17 protein-coding genes are annotated in these 26,945 nt (G+C 42.8%); 3 read left to right on the forward strand and 14 right to left on the reverse strand.

All coding sequences use genetic code 11. The annotated features are described in order from the left end of the window. Positions 1 to 42 precede the first annotated feature (42 nt). The 6 genes from ABWV72_RS06280 to ABWV72_RS06305 form a co-directional block, all read right to left on the reverse strand. Positions 43 to 3,135, reverse strand: a complete 3,093-nt coding sequence (locus ABWV72_RS06280) for an efflux RND transporter permease subunit (RefSeq protein ID WP_353369363.1) — start codon at positions 3,133 to 3,135, stop codon at positions 43 to 45. Further along, positions 3,135 to 4,202: an efflux RND transporter periplasmic adaptor subunit gene (locus ABWV72_RS06285; protein ID WP_353369365.1), complete on the reverse strand. Its 1,068-nt coding sequence runs from the start codon at positions 4,200 to 4,202 to the stop codon at positions 3,135 to 3,137. The genes ABWV72_RS06280 and ABWV72_RS06285 overlap by 1 nt, the downstream gene beginning before the upstream one ends. Before the next feature lie 282 nt (positions 4,203 to 4,484). Further along, positions 4,485 to 5,822, reverse strand: coding sequence for a DUF1302 family protein (locus ABWV72_RS06290; protein WP_353369367.1), 1,338 nt, complete (start codon positions 5,820 to 5,822; stop codon positions 4,485 to 4,487). Between the two features lie 8 nt (positions 5,823 to 5,830). Beyond that, positions 5,831 to 6,664: an outer membrane lipoprotein-sorting protein gene (locus ABWV72_RS06295; protein WP_353369369.1), complete on the reverse strand. Its 834-nt coding sequence runs from the start codon at positions 6,662 to 6,664 to the stop codon at positions 5,831 to 5,833. Then, positions 6,664 to 9,003, reverse strand: a complete 2,340-nt coding sequence (locus ABWV72_RS06300) for an efflux RND transporter permease subunit (protein WP_353369371.1) — start codon at positions 9,001 to 9,003, stop codon at positions 6,664 to 6,666. Before ABWV72_RS06300 ends, ABWV72_RS06295 begins: the two co-directional genes overlap by 1 nt. A gap of 167 nt (positions 9,004 to 9,170) precedes the next feature. Continuing rightward, on the reverse strand, positions 9,171 to 10,064 hold the full coding sequence (locus tag ABWV72_RS06305) for an alpha/beta fold hydrolase (RefSeq protein WP_353369373.1): 894 nt from the start codon (positions 10,062 to 10,064) through the stop codon (positions 9,171 to 9,173). Between the two features lie 378 nt (positions 10,065 to 10,442). On the opposite strand from ABWV72_RS06305, the gene ABWV72_RS06310 reads away from it, so the two are divergent. The 3 genes from ABWV72_RS06310 (at position 10,443) to ABWV72_RS06320 (ending at position 14,664) form a co-directional block, all read left to right on the forward strand. After that, positions 10,443 to 11,006, forward strand: a complete 564-nt coding sequence (locus ABWV72_RS06310; RefSeq protein ID WP_342805697.1) for an ECF-type sigma factor — start codon at positions 10,443 to 10,445, stop codon at positions 11,004 to 11,006. Between the two features lie 129 nt (positions 11,007 to 11,135). Further along, positions 11,136 to 13,844: a protein kinase domain-containing protein gene (locus tag ABWV72_RS06315; protein ID WP_353369375.1), complete on the forward strand. Its 2,709-nt coding sequence runs from the start codon at positions 11,136 to 11,138 to the stop codon at positions 13,842 to 13,844. 274 nt (positions 13,845 to 14,118) lie between these two features. Next, complete coding sequence (locus ABWV72_RS06320; RefSeq protein ID WP_353369377.1) at positions 14,119 to 14,664, forward strand: peroxiredoxin-like family protein; 546 nt, start codon at positions 14,119 to 14,121, stop codon at positions 14,662 to 14,664. 350 nt (positions 14,665 to 15,014) lie between these two features. Here ABWV72_RS06320 and ABWV72_RS06325 read toward each other — a convergent pair whose 3' ends face one another. The 8 genes from ABWV72_RS06325 to ABWV72_RS06360 all read right to left on the reverse strand — a co-directional run bounded on the left by ABWV72_RS06325 (position 15,015) and on the right by ABWV72_RS06360 (position 26,680). Further along, entirely contained in the window at positions 15,015 to 16,394 is a 1,380-nt protein-coding gene (locus ABWV72_RS06325; protein WP_353369379.1) for an NAD-dependent succinate-semialdehyde dehydrogenase, read from the reverse strand. A gap of 279 nt (positions 16,395 to 16,673) precedes the next feature. Next, complete coding sequence (locus ABWV72_RS06330) at positions 16,674 to 17,171, reverse strand: DUF6702 family protein (RefSeq protein ID WP_303500342.1); 498 nt, start codon at positions 17,169 to 17,171, stop codon at positions 16,674 to 16,676. Between the two features lie 2 nt (positions 17,172 to 17,173). Continuing rightward, complete coding sequence (locus ABWV72_RS06335; RefSeq protein ID WP_353369382.1) at positions 17,174 to 19,636, reverse strand: M1 family metallopeptidase; 2,463 nt, start codon at positions 19,634 to 19,636, stop codon at positions 17,174 to 17,176. A gap of 352 nt (positions 19,637 to 19,988) precedes the next feature. Then, positions 19,989 to 20,705 carry a PP2C family protein-serine/threonine phosphatase gene (locus ABWV72_RS06340; protein WP_353369384.1) on the reverse strand — a complete coding sequence of 239 codons (717 nt, stop codon included), beginning with the start codon at positions 20,703 to 20,705 and terminating at the stop codon, positions 19,989 to 19,991. Beyond that, positions 20,692 to 23,361, reverse strand: a complete 2,670-nt coding sequence (locus ABWV72_RS06345) for a protein kinase domain-containing protein (RefSeq protein WP_353369386.1) — start codon at positions 23,359 to 23,361, stop codon at positions 20,692 to 20,694. The genes ABWV72_RS06340 and ABWV72_RS06345 overlap by 14 nt, the downstream gene beginning before the upstream one ends. A 1-nt stretch (position 23,362) precedes the next feature. Continuing rightward, positions 23,363 to 23,935 (reverse strand): ECF-type sigma factor, encoded by a 573-nt coding sequence (locus ABWV72_RS06350; RefSeq protein WP_342805681.1) that lies wholly within the window; start codon positions 23,933 to 23,935, stop codon positions 23,363 to 23,365. Between the two features lie 156 nt (positions 23,936 to 24,091). Further along, entirely contained in the window at positions 24,092 to 24,574 is a 483-nt protein-coding gene (locus ABWV72_RS06355) for a hypothetical protein (protein WP_342805679.1), read from the reverse strand. Between the two features lie 102 nt (positions 24,575 to 24,676). Then, positions 24,677 to 26,680 carry a PKD domain-containing protein gene (locus ABWV72_RS06360; protein ID WP_353369389.1) on the reverse strand — a complete coding sequence of 668 codons (2,004 nt, stop codon included), beginning with the start codon at positions 26,678 to 26,680 and terminating at the stop codon, positions 24,677 to 24,679. Positions 26,681 to 26,945: the final 265 nt, after the last annotated feature.

A 26,945-nucleotide genomic window follows, 5' to 3' on the forward strand; every position in this document is an offset into this window, starting at 1 on the left:
GTTAACACTCAGCGCCTTATTCTTTGGCTAAAACAACAAAAGCTAATCTTCTTTATAGAAGGTTAATAACAAGGCGGGTAATACCGTTAAGCTAATAAGCGTAGAGACCGTAATACCGCCTAACACAATGATTCCCACACCGCGATACAACTCAGAGCCTTCTCCAGGAATAAATACTAAAGGCGCTAATCCACAAAGGGTTGTCATAGTCGACATGATAATCGGCTTTAGTCTTGTTTCCAGTGCACCAATTACGGCCTGATAAGGTTTAAGCCCTGCTGATAAATTTCGACGACTCTGATCAACAATTAAAATAGGGTTATTGACCACAGTGCCTAATAAAATTAAGAAACCTAACATAGTGATCATATCAAAGGGTTGATGAAAACCGCCGGTCAATGAACCAATTCCATTGGTCATCACTAAGCCAAGTAAGCCGCCGGCCATTCCCAATGGCACGGTAGCCATAATAAATAAAGGTTGCCCCCAATGTTTAAAAATAGCCACTAGCAGCAAATAACACAGAGCCAACGCGACAATAAAATTACTGCTCAATGCGTCACGTGTTTTTTCAAGCTGATCAGCGGCACCACCTATACTAATATTCACACCGGGCCGCAAATCGCCTTGTTGTTGTAGTTGCGGTAACAGTTGTTCTCGCACTAATTGTTGGGCCCGTTCAAGAGCGATATCTCGCGGCGGAATAATATAAACCGTTACGGTACGACGGCCATCTATGCGACGGAGACTATCACTGTCTGCTTTTTCGTTTAGATTTGCCAATGCGTTTAACGGTAATATTCCCTGCTTAGTCACCACTGGTGCTTGCTCTAAACCAGCTAGCGATTGCTGATTACCTGCTTCTGAAAATATAAAAATATCCACTTTATCGTCGTCTAAAATCAGTTCATCAACATAGGCACCATCACTTAATGCTGCCACTGTATAACCTAATTCATCGGCCGACATATCAACTTCAGCAAGACGCTGCCAACGCGGCTGAATTTCAATTAAAGGCTGGTCGAGGGTTAACGATGAAGGTTCAGAGTCAATTTGTGGGTTATCAAATACTTCGCTTGCTAAGCGATAGATGGCATCGGCGGCGCGATATAAATCAACTTGTTCAGTGCCACTAATATCTAGCGCAACGGCGCGCGTGCCGCCATCGTTACTGGAGATTATCGAACCACGAGAGGAAAATGCGCGCATGCCCGGATAACTTTTGAACTTGTCAGTTATTGCTGCCATCATTTCATCAATATAGGCAGGATCATTGGGTTCACTTAAAAACCAAATATTGCCCACACCTATCGACATAGAGTAATACTTTAAGGAAGGTAAATTGGTTTTTCCTTGCTCAAAGTCACTTTTCGGTGCGTTTAAATGTGCATTAAAATAGGTTAATAGCTCATCACCAATTTTTTGCATATGACTCAAGTTATACCCTGGCGGTGCAATCATCATGGAAAATGCTTTGGGCTCTTCTCCCTCGGGCAAATATTCAGCCTCAGGCATCAACAGCCATGCGCCACCGAGCAAGCCCACCACTGCCAGTGCCACGCAAATTAAGCGCTGTCCCTTAGATGCCAGAAAGCGAGAAATGAAACGGGGTAAACCCATAGGAGCAGCCATGATAGAGGTTTTCGACTCTTGTGTAGCAAATTTAGCTGACGCCGCTGGAACCACAAATAATGCTACTAACATAGAGGCAATAATCGCCGCTGAAATAGCAATGGCAACATCTGAATAGAGTTGTCCTGCTTCTTGTACAATAAATAAAATGGGGGCAAAAACTAATACAGTGGTTAATGTGGAAGCTAATACCGCTGGCCAAACTTCTTGCACACCTGTCATTGCCGCTTGCAGTTTTGATAACCCTCGACGTTTAGCTTGTTCAATGTTTTCCAGTACCACAATGGTATTATCAACTGTCATACCTATGGCAAAGGCGACACCTGCTAATGAAATGACATTGATGGTTCGATCAAACAATAACAAACCTAAAAAGGCGGCAATGGTACAAATAGGTACGCCCATTACTCCGATTAGAGTAGAGCGGGGGCTTTTTAAAAACGCAAACATCACCAACGTTGCCAATAACGCCCCTAACGCGAGGTTGGTCCATACATTTTTAACCGAGCTTTTTACATATCGAACGTCATCACTCAATAAGGTTAGTTGCAATCCATTGGTTTCCAATAAATCACGATTCAGTCTTTCCACGACTTGCATCAACTGATCTTTGATAGCCATAACGTTTGAGCCACTTTCACGGCGCACAGATAGCATTAGGCTGCGTTCACCATCGTTATAATCGATATTACGTAACTCATAATGATCAAGTTTCACAGTGGCAACATCTTTTAGTTTTACGGTGTTCCCCTGCTGCTGTTCAATTACTAATTCTTCAAGCTCTTGTGCCGATTGAAAGCGCCCAACCATGCGCAATAAATACCGTCGCTTACCGCTATCAATATCACCGGCAGAGGCATCTAAATTTCGACTTCGAATTGCATCTCGGACATTGATTAAACTGATATTTCTACTGGCAAGCTTTTGTTGGTCAACAAGTATTTGTACTTGATATAAAGCGCCCCCACGCACATCTACTTTGGATATTCCGGTAACACGCTCCATTTGAGGGCGGACATTGTCTTGGGCAAAATCCCGTAACATATCAATATCTATTTGCAGCGGATTGCCGGCTAAAGGCTTTAAAGTGAAAAACATAAAGGCGTTTGACGAGAAAGAGCTGCTATACAGAACGGGTTGGTCTACGTTTTCCGGGTAGTTAGGCACTTGCGCTAACGCGTTACTGACATTGATCAGAGCTTCATTAACATCCGCGCCAAATGGAAACTCTAATTCAACCTCGGCTTCACCCGTTGTCGCGTAGCTCGACATGCGTTTTAAGTTAGGTAGCGAACGTAAATAACGCTCTTGCTCGATAAGTATTTCATTTTCTACATCTTGCGGAGTAGCACCAGCCCATTGAGTAACCACAGTGATGGTACGAACATCGAGATCGGGGATCATTTGAACCGGAATTTTAAATGCGGCAACAATCCCTAAGATACAAAAAATCATCACGGTTACAGCGACTAAAACCCCGTGTTTAACGGCGCCCTGTAACATTATTTCTCTCCCAATCTAGACACTACATTTACCGATTGTCCATCTTGAAGCAACTCATTACCTTGGGTGACCACCCATTGTTCCGCTTTCAACCCTTGTGTAATTTCAACCTTGCCGTTCATTCGAGCGCCTATTTTGACACTCTGTCTGTGTGCAACTCCATCATGTTCTATAAATACGCTAAAACCACCGTCCGGGTGACGTAATAAGGCGTCTCGCTCAATCACCACACTTTCTTGCGCGCTTTGAACTAGTGGAATATCTGCACTTGCTGATAAACCCACCTGCAGGTCAGAAGCGTTATCTAGCGCTAAGCGCAGTAAAAAACTGCGATTATTGGTGTTCACTACAGGCACCTTCGTTACCACTGTTGCGCTAAAAGTTTTTTCGGGTTTTGATGATAAATACACCTTAACCGTACTATTCACATCAACCCCATTAAAATGTTCTTGCGGCATGTATAAATCAAGCCACAATTGTTCATTGCTAACCAGTTCAAAAACACTTTGACCTCGGGTTACCCATTCACCCACATCAACCATACGTTCGGCGATAATGCCGTTAAAAGGGGCTAATAATTGGTGGTGATTTAATAGTTGCTGTTGATAAAACTGATTTGCCTGAGCTTCGAGTAAACTTGCTTTAGCACTGTTTAATGCTGTTTCACGGTCAGCAAGTTCGGTTTGCGCAAATAACTTTTTGTCGAATAAAGACTGTGCCTCGGTAAAGCGTCGTTGGGCATTATCAACGGCCACTTGCTCTCGCGCCAATGCGGCTTTATTTGCTTGTAATTGTGCTTTTACTAGAGCTGAATCTAAGTTAAGTAACGCTTCACCTTGCTGCACTTTTTCACCAGTTTCAGCGTAAATATGGGTGACAATTCCATCGGTTAACACTGAAAGGTTAGCATGACGCTGTGCTTTTAATGAGCCTGTTAGGGTGACTATAGGTGTGAGCTGCTGAGGTTTAACTTGATCTACAACCACATTCACAACCTGTTTTGCGGTCGATGGAAATACGCTAAAACAGAGCAAAAGACAGCACCAATAAAATTTATATGAATTCAAAAATATCTCCCTAAACATACATTTAGCAATGTAAATAAACCCTAAAAAATATAGCTAAAGCCACGTACAGGAACTAAATTAATTTGCTGACAACAACGAAAGGCGGCTACTCACTATAAGTCAGTCAAAGTAGCAAAAGCAATTGTTTTTGATAATGATTCTCATTTGGGGTTGTTTTTAAGGAGGTGACTAATATATAAATACGGCATAAATTTTAATCAATACACCACTACGCTCAGCTGCACAATAGGGTCTTGGTTTCGGTTTTTTAAGACTGCAGTTTCAAAAGGTATAAGTTGCTGCAAACCAAAATCTTGAATTGTCTCTAAATTGGCCAAATTGACTGTTTTCATCACCAAATAAGTAGTCGATACCTGAACGGAGTTTGAGTCTGTCAGAATAATCGTATGCTAGCTCAGGCCGCAATACCCCGTCTTTTTCATTAAGGGTGCCAATTAATTCCCCCTTAAAGAGCAAACGACCATTTATAAAGGTACGTTGCGCCCGTAAGGTCAAGATGATATCGGTTGCTGGGCGCACTAAACTGAAGTCTTCGCCATTTACATAATCGATAGCAAGCTGCCCATTAACAAACCACTGAGCGGGTGCGTTCCAATCAAGCCCTACGCCTGCTAACAGGCGTTTTGCCCGTGCAGATTGCAGCGGAATTTCGCTAATAATATTGATAGATTGATCAGGAATGTAGGCAATTTCACCGCGTAGCACCGTTTCTCCCAGACTTAGATCATAGGTTGCGCCGTAAAGGGTTCTTCGCTGATATGTTAGGGCAACCCTTGCGGGCTGATTAATTAATGGTTGCTGTACTAAAGTTAGAAGGGGATCTGTATCCGGTCCTCGAAACGTCAACAACGAAAGCTCGCCAGAGCCAAGTGGACGAGAAGCACGCATTCCGAAAGTGGATTGCTCGAGGCTGGTATTGCGCTGTTCAGCGATCATCGCAATCGGTGTCGAGGATAGATTTATGCCTCCCGTAAAGCGAGTCGAATGAGTAAAAAATAGCCTGTTGATTTCTGCCTGCTGGGAAACTGTGCCATCCAAGGCAAATGAAGCATCTAGTTTAAATTTCCCCAGAGTATTGCGCCAGCGAGCTCCCCACCGAGCAATGCGTTCGGGTCTAACATCGGTCAGCACAAAATCGCGGCGCCGCACTGGGTCAAAGCGATCGGTAATTTGAATACCATCTAACACTCCCCAAGGAGTAACTTGCTTACCCAGAGTAAGCGTATGAGCACGCTCGCGCCATTGCACAAATGCACGGTCTACCTCGAAACGTGTATGTTTACCATCGAGCAAAGGCTTGCTAAGCGATGAGTAGGTATTTACCGTGCCTAAGCCAACGTCGTCATCTGCTGCTTCACCTCGTAGATCAAGGTATATGCTCCAGTTTCGGTTAATACGATAGCGTGTATCAGCGCTTATACTTAATCTCGCATGTTGTAGCTCAGCGTCATTCAGATTTAAACCTAAGCGGTATTCGACTTTTATTATGCTCGAAACAGATTGCGCAAAGGCCAAATTTATCTGGTAAACAAAAATGCTCAGCATAACCAGGCTGGCTTTAAGCAGATTATTGTTTGCTCGCAAAAAAATGCTGTTCATACTGAAGCTCAACTTTTATCTTCGAGTAGCATAAGTGGTGCTCCATAGGCTAACTCATCGGCAGTGAGCAAGTAGGTAGGTACCTGAGTAACCGCCCGCATATCGCTTATGATAATTTCGGTTTGATGTTGGAGCTGGGAATTGTCAATCGTAAAATGTGTTGCAGTCCAGGTTTCATCGATAATATCGAGGGCAACAACATTCACCTCCTTTAAGGGCGTATTGTCGCTATCCGTATATTCTATCTTGATGGGAAACCAGGTTTGAGAATCAATCTTTGCGCTAAAACTAGCGTAGCCAATTTCTGCTTTTATCTGCTCGTTTTTGGGGACTCCTTTGAGTTGGTAATAGGTCTTACCGTTTTCCACTATCGATTCTCCTAAACTGAAGTCCCAATCTTCCAGTGCAAACTTAAAGTTGTCTTTAATGTCGCCATAACTCAAATCGGTCCCCATGAAGTAGTCTCCGCGGCTCGAAGACGGAAGCTTTCGTACTCGATCCGTGGCAGGTAAGTAGAGCCAGTTTTGGTCCTGACTCGCGCTATTGTCATGACTTAAAAAGCTAGTGTCACGCAGCCCAGCAGGTTCGGTAAAATAAATACCTATTTTGGTTCTTTCTGGCACTTGAGAGTGGACTACCAAGGCTGAGCGTTTGCGCTCAGAACCTGCATTGTTACGCATAGTAAAATGCATGAACCCTACTCTGCTTTTATTTGACGAGCGATTAGCCACTTTTTCAGCAAGCTCTAAGCCACTCATTTGCGGATTGGCTTTTACTCCTTGGCTGAACATTAGTAGTAAGGTTACAAGGCTTATGGTGACGACTTTTTGTATGATGTTCATTAGTATGCTCCTTTAAGCTTGGGTAATAGGGCGTGCTTTGTGAACAATGCATAAAGTGCAGGGATGACAAATATCGCGCCCATAAGACTGCCTAAAGCTGCCATGGCAACTAACGCGCCAAACCATTGCAGAGGTGGCGCAGAGCTTAAACAAACAACGCCAAGTGCAACGGCAAGGGCGAGAGCAGAAAATAAACAGGCTCTGGCGACGATTAAATAATTCCCTGAGAATGCTTCCTCTATAGATGTGTTTTGTTGTCTGGCTTGATTGACGCTGTAAATTAAGTGAATGGCGAAGTCGACACCTAGGCCGGTAGAAATGGCGGCTGTCATAGATGTAGCTGGTGCAATATCGATGTTAAGTGCGCCCATAGCCGCGTACGTAAACAAGACGCCAGTGATAACCGGCACTAAACTCAGCAGTGCTTTGAAAAATGAGCGAAACATTATCAAAGCAGACATAAAAACAAATAAAATCGCCAGTCCAAGCCCGACAAAATGTGACTCTGCTAACAGCGACATCCAGCCAACGTTGACTGCCACTCTGCCGCTAACACTTGCTTCTAAACCTGTTTCTAATGACCACCGTTTGGTAATCTCTTGGAAGTCTTGCACGGTATTTTTTACATTACTAAAACGATCTGTGCTCAGCTGCGCGCGGATGAGAGCGTGTTGATAGTTTAAATCTATCTCCTCATCAAAATCGCCGGGGTCGCCCGATGATTCATATAAAAACATATATTGTGCAGGGGCATTTTGCTTACTCGGAAAACTACCAATCGGCTCATCGGTGAGAACGTTATGCATGAGTGTCATATAGTCAGCAACCGAGGTTGTTTTTGCTACAAATGCCTGCGCATTCAACTGTGCTTGCAAGCGCGCGATCGCTTTCATCGCATCAGGTGTTATCAAATCGTTTGAGGTGCTACCAGAGACCACTACATCTAGGAAATTCAAGCCCGATAAACGCTCGTTTAAGGTGATATCTGCAATACGTACCTGTTCATTTGCTTGAAAGTAATTCTGACGTTGGTAATCAAAATTTGCCTGCAATGCAAAATATCCCATAACCAACGTCAATACTGCCAATACACTCGCTGTGGTTGCAGGTTTTTGAGTCGCTTGTTGAGTGACATTTTTCAAACAGGCATCAACAAAGGTAAATTGGCTTTTTACTTGGTTTTCTTTTGCCTGTAGCTTGCTTAAAGCCATAATTGCAGGTAACGCGCTGATACTTAGCAGCCACGCCATGATTGCACCAAGAGCAGCCATCCAGCCAAATTCAGCGATGGGCTGCATAGTTGAACCTAGCGCTAAGCCGCAGAAACCAGCCACAGTAGTGACAGTCGTGAGTGTAATTGGTAAATAAGTATGATTGAGGGCATCAAGCAAATTTTGCTGACGGGTTTTGTGCCAATTTGTACGACACTTATGCAAAAACAGGGTTGATATATGCAGACTATCAGCAATGGCGATGGCCATGATAATTACCGGCAAAGCGGTTGTGATTAAATAATACTGCGCCCCCATCCAACCCATAAAGCCAATTGTTGTAGCGGCAGAGCCAGCGATCACGTAAAACGGGCCAATTAACCCACGTAGATTGCGCAGTGCTAACCAAACTATGAGCATAGCGACTGTCACCGCGACAGGTATAAACAACCGTGTATCGCTTGTGACCATTTGCGCCAAGCGTCCGTTCATTGAGGCTACGCCGGTAACATGTATAGTGATTGATGAGGTCGATTCACTATTCGCAATTGCCAATACTTGACGATAGGTTTCAGTGGCATGATTAGCATCATACACTGGGATAATTAGAGTTAATGTATCGCCATTTTTCGACGCCAATAGTCCTTTCATCATGCTCATACTATTGAGGCGCACAAAGGCTTGCTTTGCTGCATCCATGGTTAAAGGGCCTGACGGGACAATAGCTTCAACAAGCAGGTCACCCTGTTCACCACGTATCGCGCTTTCATTTAAGATACTAATAAAATTATGTTTTTTAACATTACTTAGTGCACGGGCTCTGCTCTCAATTCGGCGTAGTGTTTCGATATTTTCAGGCGTAAACGCAGACCTATTTTTGGCAGCAACTAAACCCACTACAATAGGATCTTCTAATCCGAATATTTCGGCAGCTCGGTCTCTCGCGAAGGCAGCAGGATGATCCTGTGGTACGAATGCATCTACCGAAGATTCTTTATGCACTTTGCTAATTCCAAAGCCCATCGTGAGGATAAATATAAGTGAGATTAAGATTACCCGTTTGGGCTTTTCGATGACCCAAGCGAAGTAGCGTGTTGTATATGAAGATATATTATTGTTGGAAGTCATAATCTTAGTCTCTCAATCAATTTAATTGATAAATATGCCTATCTCAGCGCTGTATTTCCGGTCGCTATTTAACTAAGCGTCCTGAGTGCGCAAAAACGACACGAGCTGTCTAATTTTTTAATCTTTTGTCTTAAGTTCGCTCATTTGCATTCGAAACTGCAGATGAGCTAGCTCCGATGACGGTCTAATATGTAATCAGTCACCTGCTGAATAACGAATGGATCTTTTAAAATATTGCGATGGCCTAGGCTTTGAGTCTTTATATATCGAGAGCCATCCCAAGCCTTTGCTAGTTGGTCACCTACCTCTATGGGAATGAGTCGATCATCTTTATCGTGGATCAGTAAACCGGGAACCGGCACAGACTGAATTAAGCGGGTAATGTCTGTCTTTTTTGCTTCTAACGCGTATCGTTTTTTCAGTTTTGTTAGAAGCTTATCCATAATGGCTTCGGGTAATCCGGTGATGGTATTGAATACTTGCAGATGGCTATCTAGGGATTTCATTGGCGCGATCAAACAAAGCTTGCTAGGCAGTAACCGGGTTTGTGCACGCAACAACAAGACGCTAGCAGTGCCGCCAAACGAGTGCGCCACTATGCCAAATGGTTTTCCATATATGGAAATGACAAACTCTAATGTGGCAGAAAAATCACCCAAGTGAGTAGCTTGATTGCTTGACAGACCATGGGCCGGCATGTCGAAGGCTACAACCTTATATCCTTGTTGTATCAGAGGCGAGATAAAGGCTTTCATCACATTTGAGTTACTCTCCCAGCCATGCACCAGATATACAATTTTTTCTCCATGACCCCAACTGTGAGTCACAATGTGTCCATTACGATAAGCTATTTTTCGAGACTGCAATTGAGGCGGTAAATCCAGCAAATTATACGGGCGGCGTTTGCGTGTATTCGTGAAGTGGTAAAGCGCCACTTTGAGTCCTATTGGTGGTAACGCTGTGCAGCAAAATTTAAGCGCTAGCCGCTGGATTTTTTGCAATGCATTCAATGAAAAAGTCTTATCTTTAGCACCGTTGTCATACTCTCTAACATGTGTCATCGCGTTCTCCCTTTTACAATAAGGTTTACGAATTGCCTTCTAGTCTTTCAAACAAGGGGCTTGATGCTTGCCTCTGGTTATTTTCAGGCGTCCTATATCTATAAGCGCTAGTCAATTTCGAAAACGACAAAATATTTTTAAACGAATGAATTAATTATCTATTTTTTTGAAAAGCGGCCAGAAAAGTGAGAGCAAGGAAAGTGAAAGCGAATCACATCTTGACGATGAGAACACAGATATATTTGCTTAACGTAAAACAATGGGAGTATATTTGAACAGCTATTTGCCTGTATTTAACGCGATTTTTGGGCACAAAGTAGACAGGGTTAAAGCGTTATCGCTTTTCTGGAAATAGATTCTTCACATGGGTGAATTGATATGCCAGTGGCACTTCACAAGGGCAATATAACTGAGCTTCTATACCAATGGCAGGAGGGCGATGAAAACGCCCTGTCTGAGGTCAGTAGTATTGTGTACGCAGAGCTAAAAAGGCGTGCAAAAGCTCATATGCGCCAAGAACGCCCTGGCCACACTCTCGAAACCGCGGCACTGGTCAACGAAGTCTTTTTGAGCTTATTCGATGCTGATGTCAGCTTTGCCGACCGGCAACACTTCTATAGTTTGGCCAGTAGAACAATGCGTCGCATTTTAGTTGACCATGCGCGCAGCATTGGCCGCTTAAAACGGGGTGCTAACGGCATGAAAATCACCCTAAACACCGAGTTTTTAAGCGCTAAACAGGATGTAACCCAATTTCTGTCTCTCAATAGTGCTCTAGAGGGGCTGGTGAAGCTTGATAATCGCAAGGCGAATATTCTTGAGTTAGAGACATTTGCCGGATTAAGTATTCAACAGATTGCTGATTTGTACGCACTTTCAGTCAGAACCGTGGAACGTGAATTGAAGTTTTCGAAGGCGTGGATTTGTAAAGAGATGACGTAAACCTTCATCGCATTATTGGTAAAGCTTTTTATTGTCTCCTCAAATGCCATAGAAAAAATTTTGGGATTGGCAAGTTGGGCCGCTTATGTTCGCCGAGTTTAGCGAAAATATATCAAGTAGAGACAATTTATGGATAATAACGATCTACCCATTATTGAAGAATATTTTCATAAGGCACTTGAACTACCCGCTGAAACAAGACGAGATTTCATCACTCAAACTTTCCCAGACCAAATTGATATTCAACAGGCCATAATGGGTCTATTAGAGCACGCAGACGAAACCCAAGGGCTTGGTAAAATTGTTCAGAGCGCAACTCAAAATGTGTTTGACGCTGAGCAAGATTTAAGTGGCACTATGGCGGGGGTTTACAAGCTTACCAAAAGGCTGAAAACAGGTGGTATGGGGGCGGTGTATATAGGTGAGCGAGCCGATAACCTCTATGAAAAGAAAGTCGCCGTAAAACTCATTAAATCCTTGACCACCAGTGAATATTTGTTAACACGCTTTATCGAAGAGCGACAAATACTGGCTAATCTAGAGCATAACAACATAACACACCTATTAGATGGTGGCACGACCGCGTCGGGCACTCCTTTCCTAGTGATGGAGTATGTTGAAGGCCTGCCCATTGATCAGTACTGCGAACAGCATCGACTGAGCGTGAAACAACGACTTAAACTGTTCGTAAAGGTATGTGAAGCGATTCAATACGCCCATCAAAACTTAGTGGTGCATTGTGATATTAAGCCTGAAAATATCCTAGTCAATCAGGATGGTGAGCCCAAAGTGATGGATTTTGGTATTTCCTACTTATTAACCCAAAGAGAAATGAATTCTTCGGGACCTCGTTTGTTAACTATCCAATATGCAAGCCCTGAGCAAATTTTAGGAGAAGCCATAAGTGTCTCTTCGGATATTTATTCGTTGGGGGCGGTGCTATATAAAATACTGACGGGGAGCATCGTATCCCAACAGCAAAACCTCAGCAAAGAAGAAGTGCTGGCATATATTCAATCCCAAGCACTAACCCGTGCAAGTGTTCGCGCTAAAAACAACGAGAATGACTTTTACAAAAATACAGCGAGTTCTATAAGCACAGACCTAGACGCGATAGTAGATAAGGCCCTACAAGGGAAAAGTCAGGACAGATATAGCTCGGCAGCGGATTTTGCAGCAGATATAGCACGTTTTTTAAATCAATATCCTGTTCGAGCTCATGCTATCGGTTGGATGCATAGAACGTCGTTGTTTTTGCAGCGCAATGCGATAGCGTCGGCGATGGGATTCGGACTATCAATTTCGTTGATAACTGCGAGCGCGGCGATTTGGTATCAATCTGAACAAGTGAAACAACAGCGTGACATTGCGCAACAAGAGCGTGATACCGCGCAAACAGAACAGCAAAAAGCACAGGCTGTCACCGATTTTATTACCGAAATGTTTAAAGGTATTGATCCCGATAGGGCACAAGGAAATGAAGTGACTGTGTTTGATATGGTGGAATCGGCAAAAGAAAAGCTGAGTAATCCTGAGCAAACCAAACTCGCACAGCAACCCATGGTACTTGCTCAATTGCGCTACGTGATTGGCGAAATGTATTGGCAAATCGGCAAGATACAAGAAGCCACAGAGCAGTTGCAAATGGCTGACGCAATTTACAATCAATACCCTGCTCAGGATATTGAACTTCATATTTCAACACTCAACGCACTGAATTCGGCCTATAGTCGTGCAGATTTGCCAGAAAAGCGAGGTGAGATACTTGAATCAATTGTCGCTCAGGCTCGGACACTTTACGGAGAACACCACCGACACACGATAGGCTATACACTAAATTTAGGCGGTTATTACAGTGATACGGGCGAGGTTGAAAAAGCGATAGATATGCATTTGCAAGTGCTTGAAGATGCAAAACAATATTTGGGTGAAAAACACCTCATGGTAGTGCTGGCCTTAGCAAGTCTAGGAAACAACTATTTACGCTACGGTGATAATGAGGCCTCTATTGATTATTTTAAACAAGCCTTGTCTTTAGCAAAAGCAAGTTTAGGTAGTAAACATACGCTGGTTATATATGTACTGGAAAGACTCAGCTTTCATTACATTGAAAAAGATAGGTTTAATTTGAGTAAACCCTACACAGAAGAGCTACTTTCCCTAACTACCGAAATGTTAGGGCTTGAGCATCAAGATACTCACAGAGCACAATTCTTAAACGCAAAGATACTTAGCTCAGAAGGGTACTTTGCTGAAACACTCGAGATTCTCAATCATTCTTTACAGACATTGCCCGCGATTGTCGGTGCTAATCACATTGACATTATTAATACTAAATCATTTAAAGCCGAAACCTTGTCAAATCTGTCGATGCACCAAGAGGCGATATTATTGGCGCAAGAGGCTATCGATGGCATGGCTGATAAGTACGGTGAACTCAGTCCAAATACCTTATATGAATATCATAAATTAGCCCTGCGCTATCTTGCCGCTGATGCCCAAGACGAAGCGCAACATATCTACCGGTTAGTGCTAACTAAATGGCACAATTTTGATGCTAAGACGCCATATGATGTAACCGCAAAAAACGGCTCGCTGTATTTTCTGCATACCCAATTTTCAGACTTTGAGCGAAGCAATAATCTACCAATAGATGCTATCAACTCACTGAAACGCGCTATAGATGTGACGCAACGTCATCCAGAGCAAGACTATCCTGACTTGAGCCAAAATATTCGCTTGTTGATAAGCTTAATGCAAACTCAAATGCCAAACGATAGCGTACAAGAGTACGTTGAATATTTGCACAAGGTAGAATCTACAGCGTCCGACACCTAACCGAGTATTCAGGGTATAAAGGATAATCAGGGAGCAAACAAAGCAAATTGAAGATGATTCAATTACTAATGCAATTCTTTCACAGTTTCCAGCTGCAATATTCCGCTCATGTATGGATTAATCTATGTTTTTAGTGTTAAAACAGCCACTTAGTTTAGCTGGTAAGAAGTTTGCTACATACAAACCGTAAACAAATCATTATTTAGGTTAGGTTGGTTAAACAGAATAATAATACAGGACACTGTTGAGCTAACCGTTTTTATGGAGGTATAGAATGAAGAATACTAAACTTTTAGCAGGCGAAAAATTTCCAACAATACAAATCACAGATACTAACGGCAATTTAGCAAGTCTTTCGGATGCAGCACACCTTGGTGAGGATAAAGGCAAGTGGTCTTTGGTTGTTGTTTACCGCGGGTATCATTGTCCGATTTGCCTCAAATATCTAAATTCACTTACCGAATATACAGCAAAACTAAAATCTTTGAACATCGACGTAGTTGCCGTTTCTGCTGATACACCAGAGCAATTAGACAAGATGAAAGATAAAGGATTAGATGTTAACTTTCCGGTTGTAACTGGTTTAACCTTAACTCAAATGCATGCACTGGGATTATACATCTCAGATCCTATGAGTGACTCTGAAACCGACCATGCTTTTCCAGAGCCTGGCTTGTTTGTAGTCAATCCAAAAGGTGAAACCGTGATGATTGAGATTGCAAATGCACCTTTCATTCGTCCAGATCTGGAACAGTTCGTTAGTGGACTTGAGTTTGCACTCAACAAAAATTATCCAGTGCGCGGTACTCACCAAAATTAATGTTTAAATAATCGTTCAGATTAGGTCGGCATTGGCTTCTATTGCTATCCAATTTGGAAAAGGCAATTGCCAATGTCGACCACACTTAACTTCAGCTTAGCGTCCCTCATCAGCTTAATTTTGATTCCTACTTTCGAGTTTTAGCTTAGTTTTAATCGATAAAACCGCTAATCATCAGTCACCTTTGTTTTAACTTCTTTGCAAGACGAAGGGCGTCTCACCTTTACTATCCTACGATTGCCTTTCTTTGTCTTAACAATCTAGTTGCATAAAAAAAGAGCCGATGAAATATCGACTCTTTTGGATTTCAATGGATTTTACATTCAATCCGCAGTTTAGGTGACTAGGTTCTATTGTTGATTGATTACGACCGATTTAATATTCACGAATTCGGTTATGCCAAACCCACCATGTTCTCTGCCATAACCACTGGATTTCACGCCACCAAAAGGCAAATTGGGCTGTGCTAATCCATAACCGTTGATATTAACCATACCGGTATCAAATTCTTCAACGGCTAGTTTTACCGCTTTGTCTTCATCTGCTGAGAAGATACCGCCGCCTAAGCCATATCTGGAGTCATTGGCAACTTCCATTGCTTCTTTGTTATCTTTGACTTTGATTAGCGCTGCGACTGGACCAAATAATTCGTCGTCGTATGCGGGCATACCTGATGTTACGTTCTCAAGAACTGACGGTGGGTAAAAATAACCCGTCATATCTGGGATTTCGCAACCTATCAAAACTTTTGCCCCTTTATCAATGGACGTTTTAACTTGCTCATGTAATTCGTCTCGCAAATCTTCTCGTGCCATAGGGCCTAAATCTGTTTCTTTATCGTTAGGATCACCCATTTTCATATTTTTAAGTTGGTCAACGAAGGCTTGTTTGAATTCGTCATATTTCGCTTCTGTAACAACGAAACGTTTGGCGGCTACACAGGTTTCCCCATTGTTGACTATTCGACCCTGAACACAGGCTTGCACCGCGGTTTCAATATTGGCATCATCAAGTATCACATATGCATCGTTACTACCTAGTTCCAAGACGGTTTTCTTTGAATGTTTACCTGCTGTTTCAGCTACTTTTTTACCTACACCGTCACTGCCTGTAAAAGTAACACCACGTACTTTGCTGTGTTCAATAAGCTGGGTTGCCATAGACCCTTTGATGATGAGAGATTGATAAACGTTTTTTGGAAAGCCTGCTTTTTCGTACATCTTTTGAATTTCTACAGCCATGCCAAATACATTGGAAGCATGTTTCATCACTGTGGTGTTGCCGGCCATAATGTTGCTGATGCTGTATCTAATGACCTGATATAGGGGAAAATTCCATGGCTGAATACCTAAAATAACACCTATAGGTTGGTAGCTGATTATCGCCTTGCCACCTTCAATTTCCCGCTCTTCGTCTTCCAGAGCTTTTATCGCTTCGGTGGCAGTGTATTCACAAATCCCTGCACAAAGTTCAATTTCTTGTTCACCCTGGGCGCGCACTTTGCCCATTTCTGCGGTCATTAATCTGAGCAATTCACTTTTATTTTCGCGAATTGTGCTGGCCAAGCTTAATACCAGTTCCGCACGTTGATCTTTAGGTGTTTTTCGCCAAGATAAAAATGCCTCATGGCTTTTATCTACGGCTGCATTTGCTTCTTCTAAGCTCAAAAGTTGGAACTCGTCTAGTACCTGCTCAGTAAAGGGATTAATTGTTTTTACTGTGTTCGACATGATATTTCCTCTTTTTAATTCAACGAAGCTGTAGGTGCAAAACCTTTACCAACTTGTAACCTTATGAATTTAAGATGAAATTTGATTTTTCGAATTTAATTTTGTGAACTAGATTCAATACCTTTGCAAAATATTCACAGTCAACATGCAAGGTGATTGGTCTTGAAGAAGTAAATAAAAAAGCCCGTAAAATAGATATTTACGGGCTTGTTAATAGAGCAATATCAGCTTAGTGTTTTCTGAACTCTAAAAAACGTCTATTACTGCTGATTGAAAAGTTTAATGGAAGCTGACTTTTAATAATTCCACTGAGTCTGCAAAGGTCAGAGTTTGCAGTTCGCCTTTACCTTCAACATTAATCGTGTTGACTTGTTGTGGCCATAAATCGCGTAAGGCATCATGACGTATACTCAGATTCTCTAACTTAGCAGGCTGTGTGGTTTCCTGATAAACCCAGAAAAACTTCCCCTCTATTTCATGACCAACCACTTTTAGAGGCAAGGCTTTTTGCTGACTATCAAACAAGTAAAAGCGTTTGCTTACATAGTCGCTAAACTCATTTTGCGTCTTTTCTGAATCGAGTATATCCGCGTCTTTACCAAATATTTCTTTTACCGCATGCTCGGCATCATGAACCCTAAAGCGGTGCATGATTTCAATATTCTCAGTGCGCGGATTAAACAACACTGTGCTTATCGAGGTTTTTTGTTGATGTGCACTTAGGGAAAACGCTGTTAACAACAGCGCCCCTAAAGCTAGTTTGATGAAATTATTCATGCTCAATTATTGTCGTCTTCTTCAATATCGTCTTCATCATAGGTTTTTAGTTCGGTTTTTATATCTTGCATAATGTCCCGATAAACCTTGCCGCTACGCTTTTTGGTCTTGTAAGCTTCAATCCGCGACGGAATAATTTTAGGTGGATAATGGTTGTTGCTTACATCCACGTCAGCTGTTTCCCAATGGGGGTCAACAGTCACACTAACTAGCTCTTTGTCTTTGTCAGTGATAATCAGTTTGCTAACCGCTTTAGGGGTACGACGCCAGATTTCTGCTGGAATATACTGGTTTTCAACACTGCCATCGGCAAAAGTTAGCTCCAGTATAATTGGCATGACTAGACCACCTTTATTGGAAAAGTCCAATACATAGTAGTTTTTGTCTTCTTTCACAGCGCGTTCTAAGGCTGTTTTTTCCCATGGTTTGAGTTTGCTTAAGAACTTCTGATAAGCATTGCGTTCTTTGTTGGTTACCGTGAAACGATCATTCTCGTCATAAAAATCGGTAATATCAGGGAAACGCTCAATCCAAAGTTTGCGTCCTTCCGCTTTGTTACGGATGTCCGTTAACGATTCAGGTTTATCCAACTCTTCTTGGCGCTGACGAGCAAAATCGATATCTGGATCATGGGTGTCTAAACGTAGTTTATAGATTTTATCTATGGAGATATCAACATGGTCTGTACTGTAAAACCAACCACGCCAGAACCAATCTAGATCAACCCCAGAGGCTTCTTCCATAGTGCGGAAAAAGTCTGATGGTGTAGGGCGCTTATACTTCCAACGTTGCGCATACTCTTTAAATGCAAAGTCGAATAATTCACGGCCTAGGATAGTTTCGCGCAGAATATTGAGGGCTGCGGCAGGCTTTGTATAAGCATTAGGACCTAGTCGTAAAACGCTGTCTGATTGAGTCATAATGGGTACTTGATTTGATGACTTCATGTAATCCACAACATCTCTTGGTTCAACACCCCAAGGAATACTAGGATCCCATTCACGACCGGCTACACCGTCTAAAAAGCTGTTTAAACCTTCGTCCATCCAAGTCCATTGACGTTCGTCTGAATTGACTATCATTGGAAAATAGATGTGCCCAATTTCGTGAATAACTACACTAATTAAAAAACGCTTTTCTGCTTGCGAATAAGTGCGGCTACCATCTTTTTGCAATTCAGTACGAGGACCGTTAAAGGTGATCATCGGATATTCCATTCCACCTACAGGACCATTCACTGATTGTGCAACGGGGTACGGATAATCAAAGGAAAAACGAGAATATACTTCTAAGGTTTGGATGATTGATTCAGTGGAATACTTTTCCCATAATTTGCCGCCTTCTTTAGGGTAAAACGACATCGCCATGACTAAAGGTTGATCATCTCCACCTTGCTGGTGGCCACGGGCATCCCACATGAATTTGCGTGACGAAGCCCATGCGAAATCACGTACATTGTTAGCACTGAATTTCCATGTTTTTGTTGCGTCTGTGCCTTCTTTCTCGTTTTCTAGCGCTTCTTCAGCCGTCACCACGAAAACGATACGCTCTGCATCTTCAGCTTGCTTTAAACGTTTGCGTTGGGTAGATGTGAGTACATTTTTGGGGTTTTGTAACTCGCCAGTGGCGCTGACAATATGATCCGCAGGTACGGTCAGTTCCACCTCGTAGTTACCAAACTCCAAGGTAAATTCACCTCGACCAATGAACTCTCGGTTAGTCCACGCTTCGTAATCGGTATAAGCATGTAAACGCGGGAACCATTGGGCTAATAAGAAAATATCATTTCCGCCTTCACGCTCATCATCAGGGAAATGTTCATAACCTGAACGTGCTGTTACGGCATCTTCTTCGACAATATTAAACGCGTAATCAATATTGAATACGGTTTTTTTACCCGGCTTCAGGTGACGAGGTAAGTCGATACGCATGTTGGTACCCACTATTGTGAATTTGAGCTTGTTACCGTTGCTGTCGGTCACTGACTGAATATCAAAGCCTAAGTCGTGGTCATCGGTAAATTGCTGGCGACGCAGTGCACCTAAGCTAAGCTGTGCGGGTTTATCAGATGATGCAGATGCCGTTGCTGGACCACGGTTACCAATACCACCAAAGGTGGTGGTCATGGCCGACATTGAGTCGTTGCGAAATTTATTCTGCTCTAATTGCATCCACAAATACTTTAACGTATCCGGTGAATTGTTGTGGTAAGTGATTTGTTCACTGGCTTCAATTCGACGCTTTTGTTCATCTAATTTTGCCTTGATTTGGTAATCTACTTGCTGCTGCCAATATTCATGACCGGGTTCACCTGCGGCGTTGCGATACACATTGGGAGTAGGAAGAGATTCATCTAGCTGACGAAATTTATCTTCAAAATCGCCTTTTGTTTGATTAATTGCTGCGTTTGCAAAGCCAATCGCAAAACATGATAGCAAAGCTACCATAGAGAGTGGTTTAAACATTGTGTTACCTGATTGTTGTATAGAAAATTTGCAATGTGAGCAGAGTTTTAATCGACACCTTCAACGACATGCAGTTATTATTATTTAAAGAATGCTTCTTTGAGTAACAAATGAGGGAGAGCCTAAACTGATCGCAAATTAGGGGCTGCAAAAGCTACAAAGTTACTTGAAACATCATTTAAATCTTACAACAATGCGCTGAAAAACTGAATGTTATAACTTAGTGATTGTTTTTTTGATTTAGCGAAATTTGTATCAATATGCTTACATAGTTTGCTAAATTTGTTCAATTAAAACACGATGATAATGGCTAAATGGTAAAAATAGCGAAGATGACTAGCTAAATTTGGTCTCACCGATGAGCAATCAAAATGGCTGAGATATTGTCTTTTCCTCCTAGCTGATTTGCCTGTTTAATTAATTCATTGACCCTAGTTTCAGATGCTTTTTTTTCGCTAATAATAGCCTGCATGTCTTGCAAATTTAGCTCGTTATACAAACCATCTGAGCACAGTAGTAACAAATCATTAAGACCTAATATGAGCGTTATATTGTCGATCACAGGTTGTGCAAGGGATCCTCCTAAACATGACGTAACTAAGTGGCGCTGGGGATGTTTAGCCGCCGCCTGATCATCAATAATATTGTCGTCTTTGAGTTTCTGTATCAAAGAATGATCTTTGCTAACTAATCTCAATTTACCTGCAGTGTATAAATAGGCGCGACAATCTCCACTCCAGTATATTTGTAAATGCTGTTGTTGCTGGACTGCCAGAATCATAGTGCTGCCCATACCTGCATACAATGTGTGTTGCCGGCTGGCGGTTTGTATTTGGTTATGCACTTTGAGGATCGCATTGGTGACGGTTTGAGATGGCTGTTTAATTTCAGTTGGTAAATACTTACAAATTATATTGGCCGCTATTTCACCAGCATTGTGCCCACCCATACCATCAGCGACTATCCAAATACCTTGGCTATCATCCATAAAAATTGCGTCTTGATTGCTAGTTCTGCGAATGCCTTTGTGGGTGTTACCCGCAGCCATATACATCTCAGTTTTTGGCACTTTGCAGGCGTTGGTACAAGGTTTTGTATTCAAAAGAGTCTAGTCCAAATGTAGTTTGTAAAATGTTCAATGCAGATTCTTCGTATTCAATTGCTGCTTCTGGCTGAGCATTTTTATATAAGCTTACCGCATATAATGCGTTGGCTTTTGCCATTAATTCTGAGGGATCTGGTGCCTTGGACGTTAAAATTTGCAGAGCTTGTTCAAAGTTGTCTTTTGCTAGTTGGATTTTATCTTCCCGTAGCGCGAGATCACCTAGATTGACTAAAGTTTTTGCCACATATATATGACCTTCGGGAAAGATCAGCGCAAAAAGTTCATATGAATCATCGAAATACCGGCGTGCTTTTTGATAGTCATTTTTGAGCATGTGTAAATTGCCTAACGCATCCAATACACTGGCATAAAACGGGTGTTCCTTACCCACAGCTTGCTCCACCATGTTCAACATTTCTTCACGCATTTCGATACTGCGATCATAGTGCTTTTGTTTCGCGTAAATATTGCTAAGCACTCCTGTACTGGCAATGATTTCGATATGTCCATAATCATGAATATTGCGCCTAATAGTAAGTCCTTCTTGGGCATATTTTTCTGCTAGTTCTAGCTCACCAAGTTGCAAATACGTATCTGCAAGTTGGTTGAGGCCATGGGCAAGATCTAAGCTTGGCGGTTTATCTAATGATTTTTCAATTTCAATACCACGTAGCAGCACTATTTTAGACTGGGCGTAGTCACCTACCCTGCGAAGTGAATGACCCAATCCAAAATAACGACTTGATAAATGATTTATCAATATCTCTTCGGCGTACTCTCCTCCTGCCGCTACCACTTGCTCGGATCGTGTTAAGGCATTTTGATAATGCTCGATTGCCAAGGTGTCTCGTCCACTATATGAGTAGGCGGAACCCAATCCGTATTCAAGCCAGATGTAAAAGTTATCTATTTGCTCTGCACTTAAGCTGGAAGTATCGGTATTTTCCAGATCTTGGATAAGTGACGCAGTTAAGCTGAGTGCCTGATCATATTGACCGGTATTTACGAGTAGGTTGGCCTTCTCATTTCCCAATAAAAATTTTAGGGCAATATAGCTCGCATTTTCTGAATCTTGTTTGGAGGCGAACAGATATTGTTCGGCTTTTTCCATCATAGAAGAGGATAAATCGTATTCCCCGAGTTGGTTATATACGCTGGATAACGTGCCGCTGAGTTGTGCCATGATCAATGGATCACTGTTAAGCTTGTCTAAATCGACGGCTGCTTGGTCGACTAATGACTTAACACTAATGGATTCGCCTGCATGGATATTGGGATCTGCGGCATCGAACATATCCGTCATGAATTTAGCTGTTTCTTGCGCGATAAAAGCTTGTTTTAACGCCGCATCACGTTCATTTTGAATCGTAATAGATTGCTGCATTATGACGATACTAGTGCTTATTAAACTCGTCAAAAACAGGGATACTAGCACCGTACTTAAGGTATTACGTTGCACAAACTTTGTGACTCTATAAACAAGGCTGTCTGGCTTGGCAGATATGGGATAGTTGCGTTGATGTCTTACAATGTCTTCTAAAAAGTGCTCAGTACTTGAATAGCGTCGTTCAGGATCTTTTTGCAAGGCTTTCATTACAATCGTATCTAAATCCCCCTTCAGGCTTTTGGCCCGTTTACGGATATGTTCATCAGTTGACTCTAAACACTTGAAACTTGGACGTACCGGCACTTGGTCGACTATCATCGATTCCAAGCTAGACTGAGTGGTGGCGGAAGTATCGAACACTGGTTCGTCGGTTAACAGGTGCATTAACAAAGCACCCAATCCATATACATCTGAGCGAGTCGTTATATTGCTACCAAGCACTTGCTCTGGAGATGCATTGGCAGGAGTTAAGACTCGGCTAAACTCTTGGGTTAAATCGCCGGCAAGGTTAGCTCCCTCGTGACTTTCTTGTACCAACTTGGCAATGCCAAAATCCAGTAATTTAACGTCACCTTGAGCATTAACTAAAACGTTGCTGGGCTTAATATCACGGTGCACAACTAGGTTTTGATGAGCGTAGATTACGGCAGCTAAAACTTGTTTAAATAAATCCAAGCGTTGTGGAATATCTAATCTATGTTGCTGGCAATATTGGGTAATAGTGACCCCATCAACGTATTCTAAAATAATATAGGGTTGTCCATGCTGGGTTTCTCCACCACCAATAAAGCTTGCAATGTTTTTATGGTGTAATGACGCCAGAATTTGACGTTCGCGTATGAAGCGTTGTAGGCTTTGCACCGTAAAATGTTTACGGTGAATCACTTTAATGGCAACCAGTTGTTCAAAATCACCTTCGGCACGTTCGCCCAAGAATACACTGCCCATACCGCCATCACCTATAGGTTCAACCACTTTAAATTGTTCGACAACATCGCCTGCTTGCAATGCTTGATCATCGATTAATAATTGCGATGCTGAAGCGGCAATAATGCCCGACAAATTAGGATTATTTCGAGTGCTATTTTCGACTCCTAGCATTTGCATCACACTTTCGTAAACCTGTTCATCTCCCTCGCTTTTACGCTGCACGTATCCTTGTTGCTCAGCTGTTGGCAGCGCTTGTGCTTCGCTAAATAACTGTTTAATTAGAAACCATTTTTGTTGCTCCATATCAGTTTCGCTCTGGGCTGGATGAAGATGAATTATTGGCGTGAATTTGGACTTTGAACCAGGCTTTCGCGGCCTGTATGTCGCGTTCTACTGTTGCTACGGAAAGTCCCAAGAGGTCTGCTATTTCAGGATGGGTTAACATGGAAAAGAGTTTGAGTTCAAAAATCTGCGAGGCACGTTGATCAAAGCAGGCAAGTTGATTAAGTAATTCATCAATGTACATCAGCTCTACTTGATCTTGACTTGAGAGCTGGGCTATATCCCCTTGTTGATCGACTAAGGTCACTTTAATTTGCTTACCACCTCGTTTAGCCGCATATTTTTCACGGGCATGGTCAACCAAAATTCTGCGCATTTGTTGGGCGGCAATGGCGATGAAGTGTTGTTTGTCAGCAATATTCATCGTTTTTTCAGCAAGCCTTATGTACGCTTCATTCACTAATGCAGTAGCCTGCAGCGTGTGGCCTTGTTGTTCAGCACACATAAAGCGTGATGCAATACGATGTAATTCTGCCAGCATCAGTGATTGTACTTCTGGGGATAACGATTCGATTTTGTTTGCAAAAGACGACATAACTTCGTTCTCTGTGAAGTGCACTGCAAATCTGCTAGGCGTTTTGTTTATTTCATTTTTGCACAAAAAACAAACCGAGCAAAGAAATCCACGGAATTCAGCTACATTGCTTTTTCGCTGTTTACTAAGCACCATTCTCAATCCACAGTGTTGTCTTTAGCTACCGGATTGACGAATTTGCTTAATGAGTTTGTTAAACGCTTCGTTGTCGTCTAATTGTCGAGGGATCATCTGGTAATTGACCTGACCAAGCGCACCATCAACGTCAACATCTAACACTCTGTCTCCGGTTAAAACTGCTTTTAACGGGCCTTGCAAAGGCAAATCGTCGCCAACAAATACCCCTGGAGATTGTTGTTGAAATGGATGGATGACTACCATGCCTGGTTGTATTTTCAACACAAATAAGTGGGTCCAACCTTCAATGGCATAAATACGACCACGGTCTATGCGTACCACTTTATCGAGGCTAGAAATTGTCCATAATCCATCGATTGCAGATACCTCTTTGGGTTTAACATCAGTGATAGAGGGTAGAAACGCGCCTATCTCGGGTATTTGATTGACTTGAGCTTGCGTTGGCGTAAACCATAAAATACTCATGACAAAGAACGCTTTTATTTTAAAATGACGAAACATGTATAAATTCCTTGTTTTGATCGTTAGTTAGCTAAAAGGTGAGTGGAGCTAGCAGCAAAAATGCTGCTAGCTGTTATGAATGCTCACAGTGCAAATAGTGATCTATTCGATATTGGTGTTTCCGAATGCGCCTGTGCCTTCTTTAGTGCCACCATTCTCGCCAGGCTCGCCAATATCAAAGCTGTTATCATTCAGTATCACAGCAAAATTATCTGCTGGTACGGCATCTAAGATGCCGTAACTCCAGCCTCCTTCACCGGCGGCAGTGTCATCCTCTGAACCAATTCTCGCAGCAGCGCCATCGCCACCCATTCCTGTCGTAACTTGGTTATTGCTGATGGTTGCCGGTGTATTGCTACCTATAAAGATACCAAATGATGGACCGCCAGCACCTGAACCACCGATACCGCCGTCGCCACCGTCACCGCCATCACCACCGTCTCCACCTTCGCCACCACTGAGGTTGCCTGGATCGCCTTCGCCACCGCTGCCGCCTTCACCACCATCAGAGCCCAAACCACCTTGGCCACCGTTTCCACCATTGCCAGAAATGAGGACATTGTCGACAACTTCATTTAAGCTTCCTCCGACGATGTGAATGGCAATGGATGCACCGCCTGAGTAACCGGCATAACCACCGGTACCGCCACCACCGCCTTCACCGCCACCGCCGCCAGCTCCACCATTTTGTCCAAATGAACCGCCAGCGCCACCACCGCCGCCACCGCCGCCGGCACCTGAGTAGCCTACATCGCCCACTTCACCCGTACTGACGCGATATGCTCCAGTGCTAAATAAAGCCCCCCAACCCAAGGCTCCGTCGCCAGAGGAACCTCTAACACCATCATCTCCGTCCGAACCGGGCGAACCTTTTCCATCATTGTAAGTCGAAAATCCTTTAGTACCTCCGCTACCACCGGATATAAATGGAGACGTCGTTCGACCTTTACCTGACACGCCGTCTTCTCCTGTTTCAAACGAATTATTACCTGCATTACCGCCAGCACCGCCATCCCACCCCGTTGTACCAGAACCTCCTTCACCTCCTACTGTATTAAAACCGACTCGGCCATCTTCGCCATCGTTACCATCGGAGCCTTTAGTAGAAGGCTGGGTTGTCCTGTCGGCACTGGATTTTCCATCTCCAACACTAATTTGATTGTTCCTCACATAAGTGGTTTCTACTTGATCTAAGTAGACACCCACTGTGTAACCAGGTGTCGTTTGTAAATTGGTTGAAGTGAAGCCGTCAACGGTAATCGTGGAGTTTTCGAGGGTGAAAGCACTGGCGCCACCTGAAACATATAGACCCAACATGTTTAAGTTTGAATCCATATCTTCAGTGATTTGCAAATTGATCCCAGCCACTTTGGAAGCCTGATCAACATTGTAAAAAACCAATCCAACGCGTTCTACTACTATTGGAGTAGGGTTACTTTGAGGTTCGTAACTCCAGTCATCATCATAACCCCCATAGATACTGTTTCCTCCTGTTAAATTCTCTCGTTGGCTATAATCAACACCTTCCCATAGGGCATAAACAGTTGGTTGAATTGGGGTCTGAAGATAGAAATCAGCAGTATCGGGTGATTGCAGTATTGCATTTGTAAAGTCAACAAAGGGAGCATCTATACTCCCGGTAGAGGTTCCGCTGAAATCCGCATCTACAAATACCGCGGTATCGGTATCCTCAACTACGATAACGGAAATAGTGTCAGTGGCACTTTGGCCACCCGCAGTTGCCGTCACTCTGAATTGAATGGTATCTACATCATCAGGTGCATTAAAAGACGCGCTAGCACTACTAAACCCTTGTGTATTGGCTACGGGATCACCGTTAAGTTGCTGCCAAGAATAGCTAATGCTGTCAGCATCCGGGTCGGTGGCAGTGGCGGTAATGGTGACGACATCACCTGCGCTGACTAACATACGAGAGTCAACCGACACTGTCGGTGGGCTACCTGTACTTTGCCCTGATCCTCCGCCGCTACTTCCGCCGCTACCGCCCCCACCACAAGCTGATAGGGTGATTAAAGCTACAGGGATGCTGGCGTATCGGCAGCAGCTATATAGATATGTCTTCCGTTTCTCAGTGGGCAATTTCATTGAATTCTCCTTGGTGAACTTATTGTTTTATTGATGCCTTAATCTAAGAAGCGTAAAGCAGTCTAAAAAACCATCAAAAAAATGAAGAAATAGAAATTTACTCAGAGATTGTTCTGTATGTGTTTGAATTATTTGTATTTTAATTTTTAAAAAGTCAGGAATTGATTTCTAAATAGGCTGTTGCTAGGATCCAACTTCAAACTTGGATGTGGGGACGACCTCACCGCTCTATTTTATTTTTTGAGGACGACCTCAACTTAATATG

This window comes from Aliiglaciecola sp. NS0011-25, from assembly GCF_040370605.1.
GTDB classification, from domain to species: domain Bacteria; phylum Pseudomonadota; class Gammaproteobacteria; order Enterobacterales; family Alteromonadaceae; genus Aliiglaciecola; species Aliiglaciecola lipolytica_A.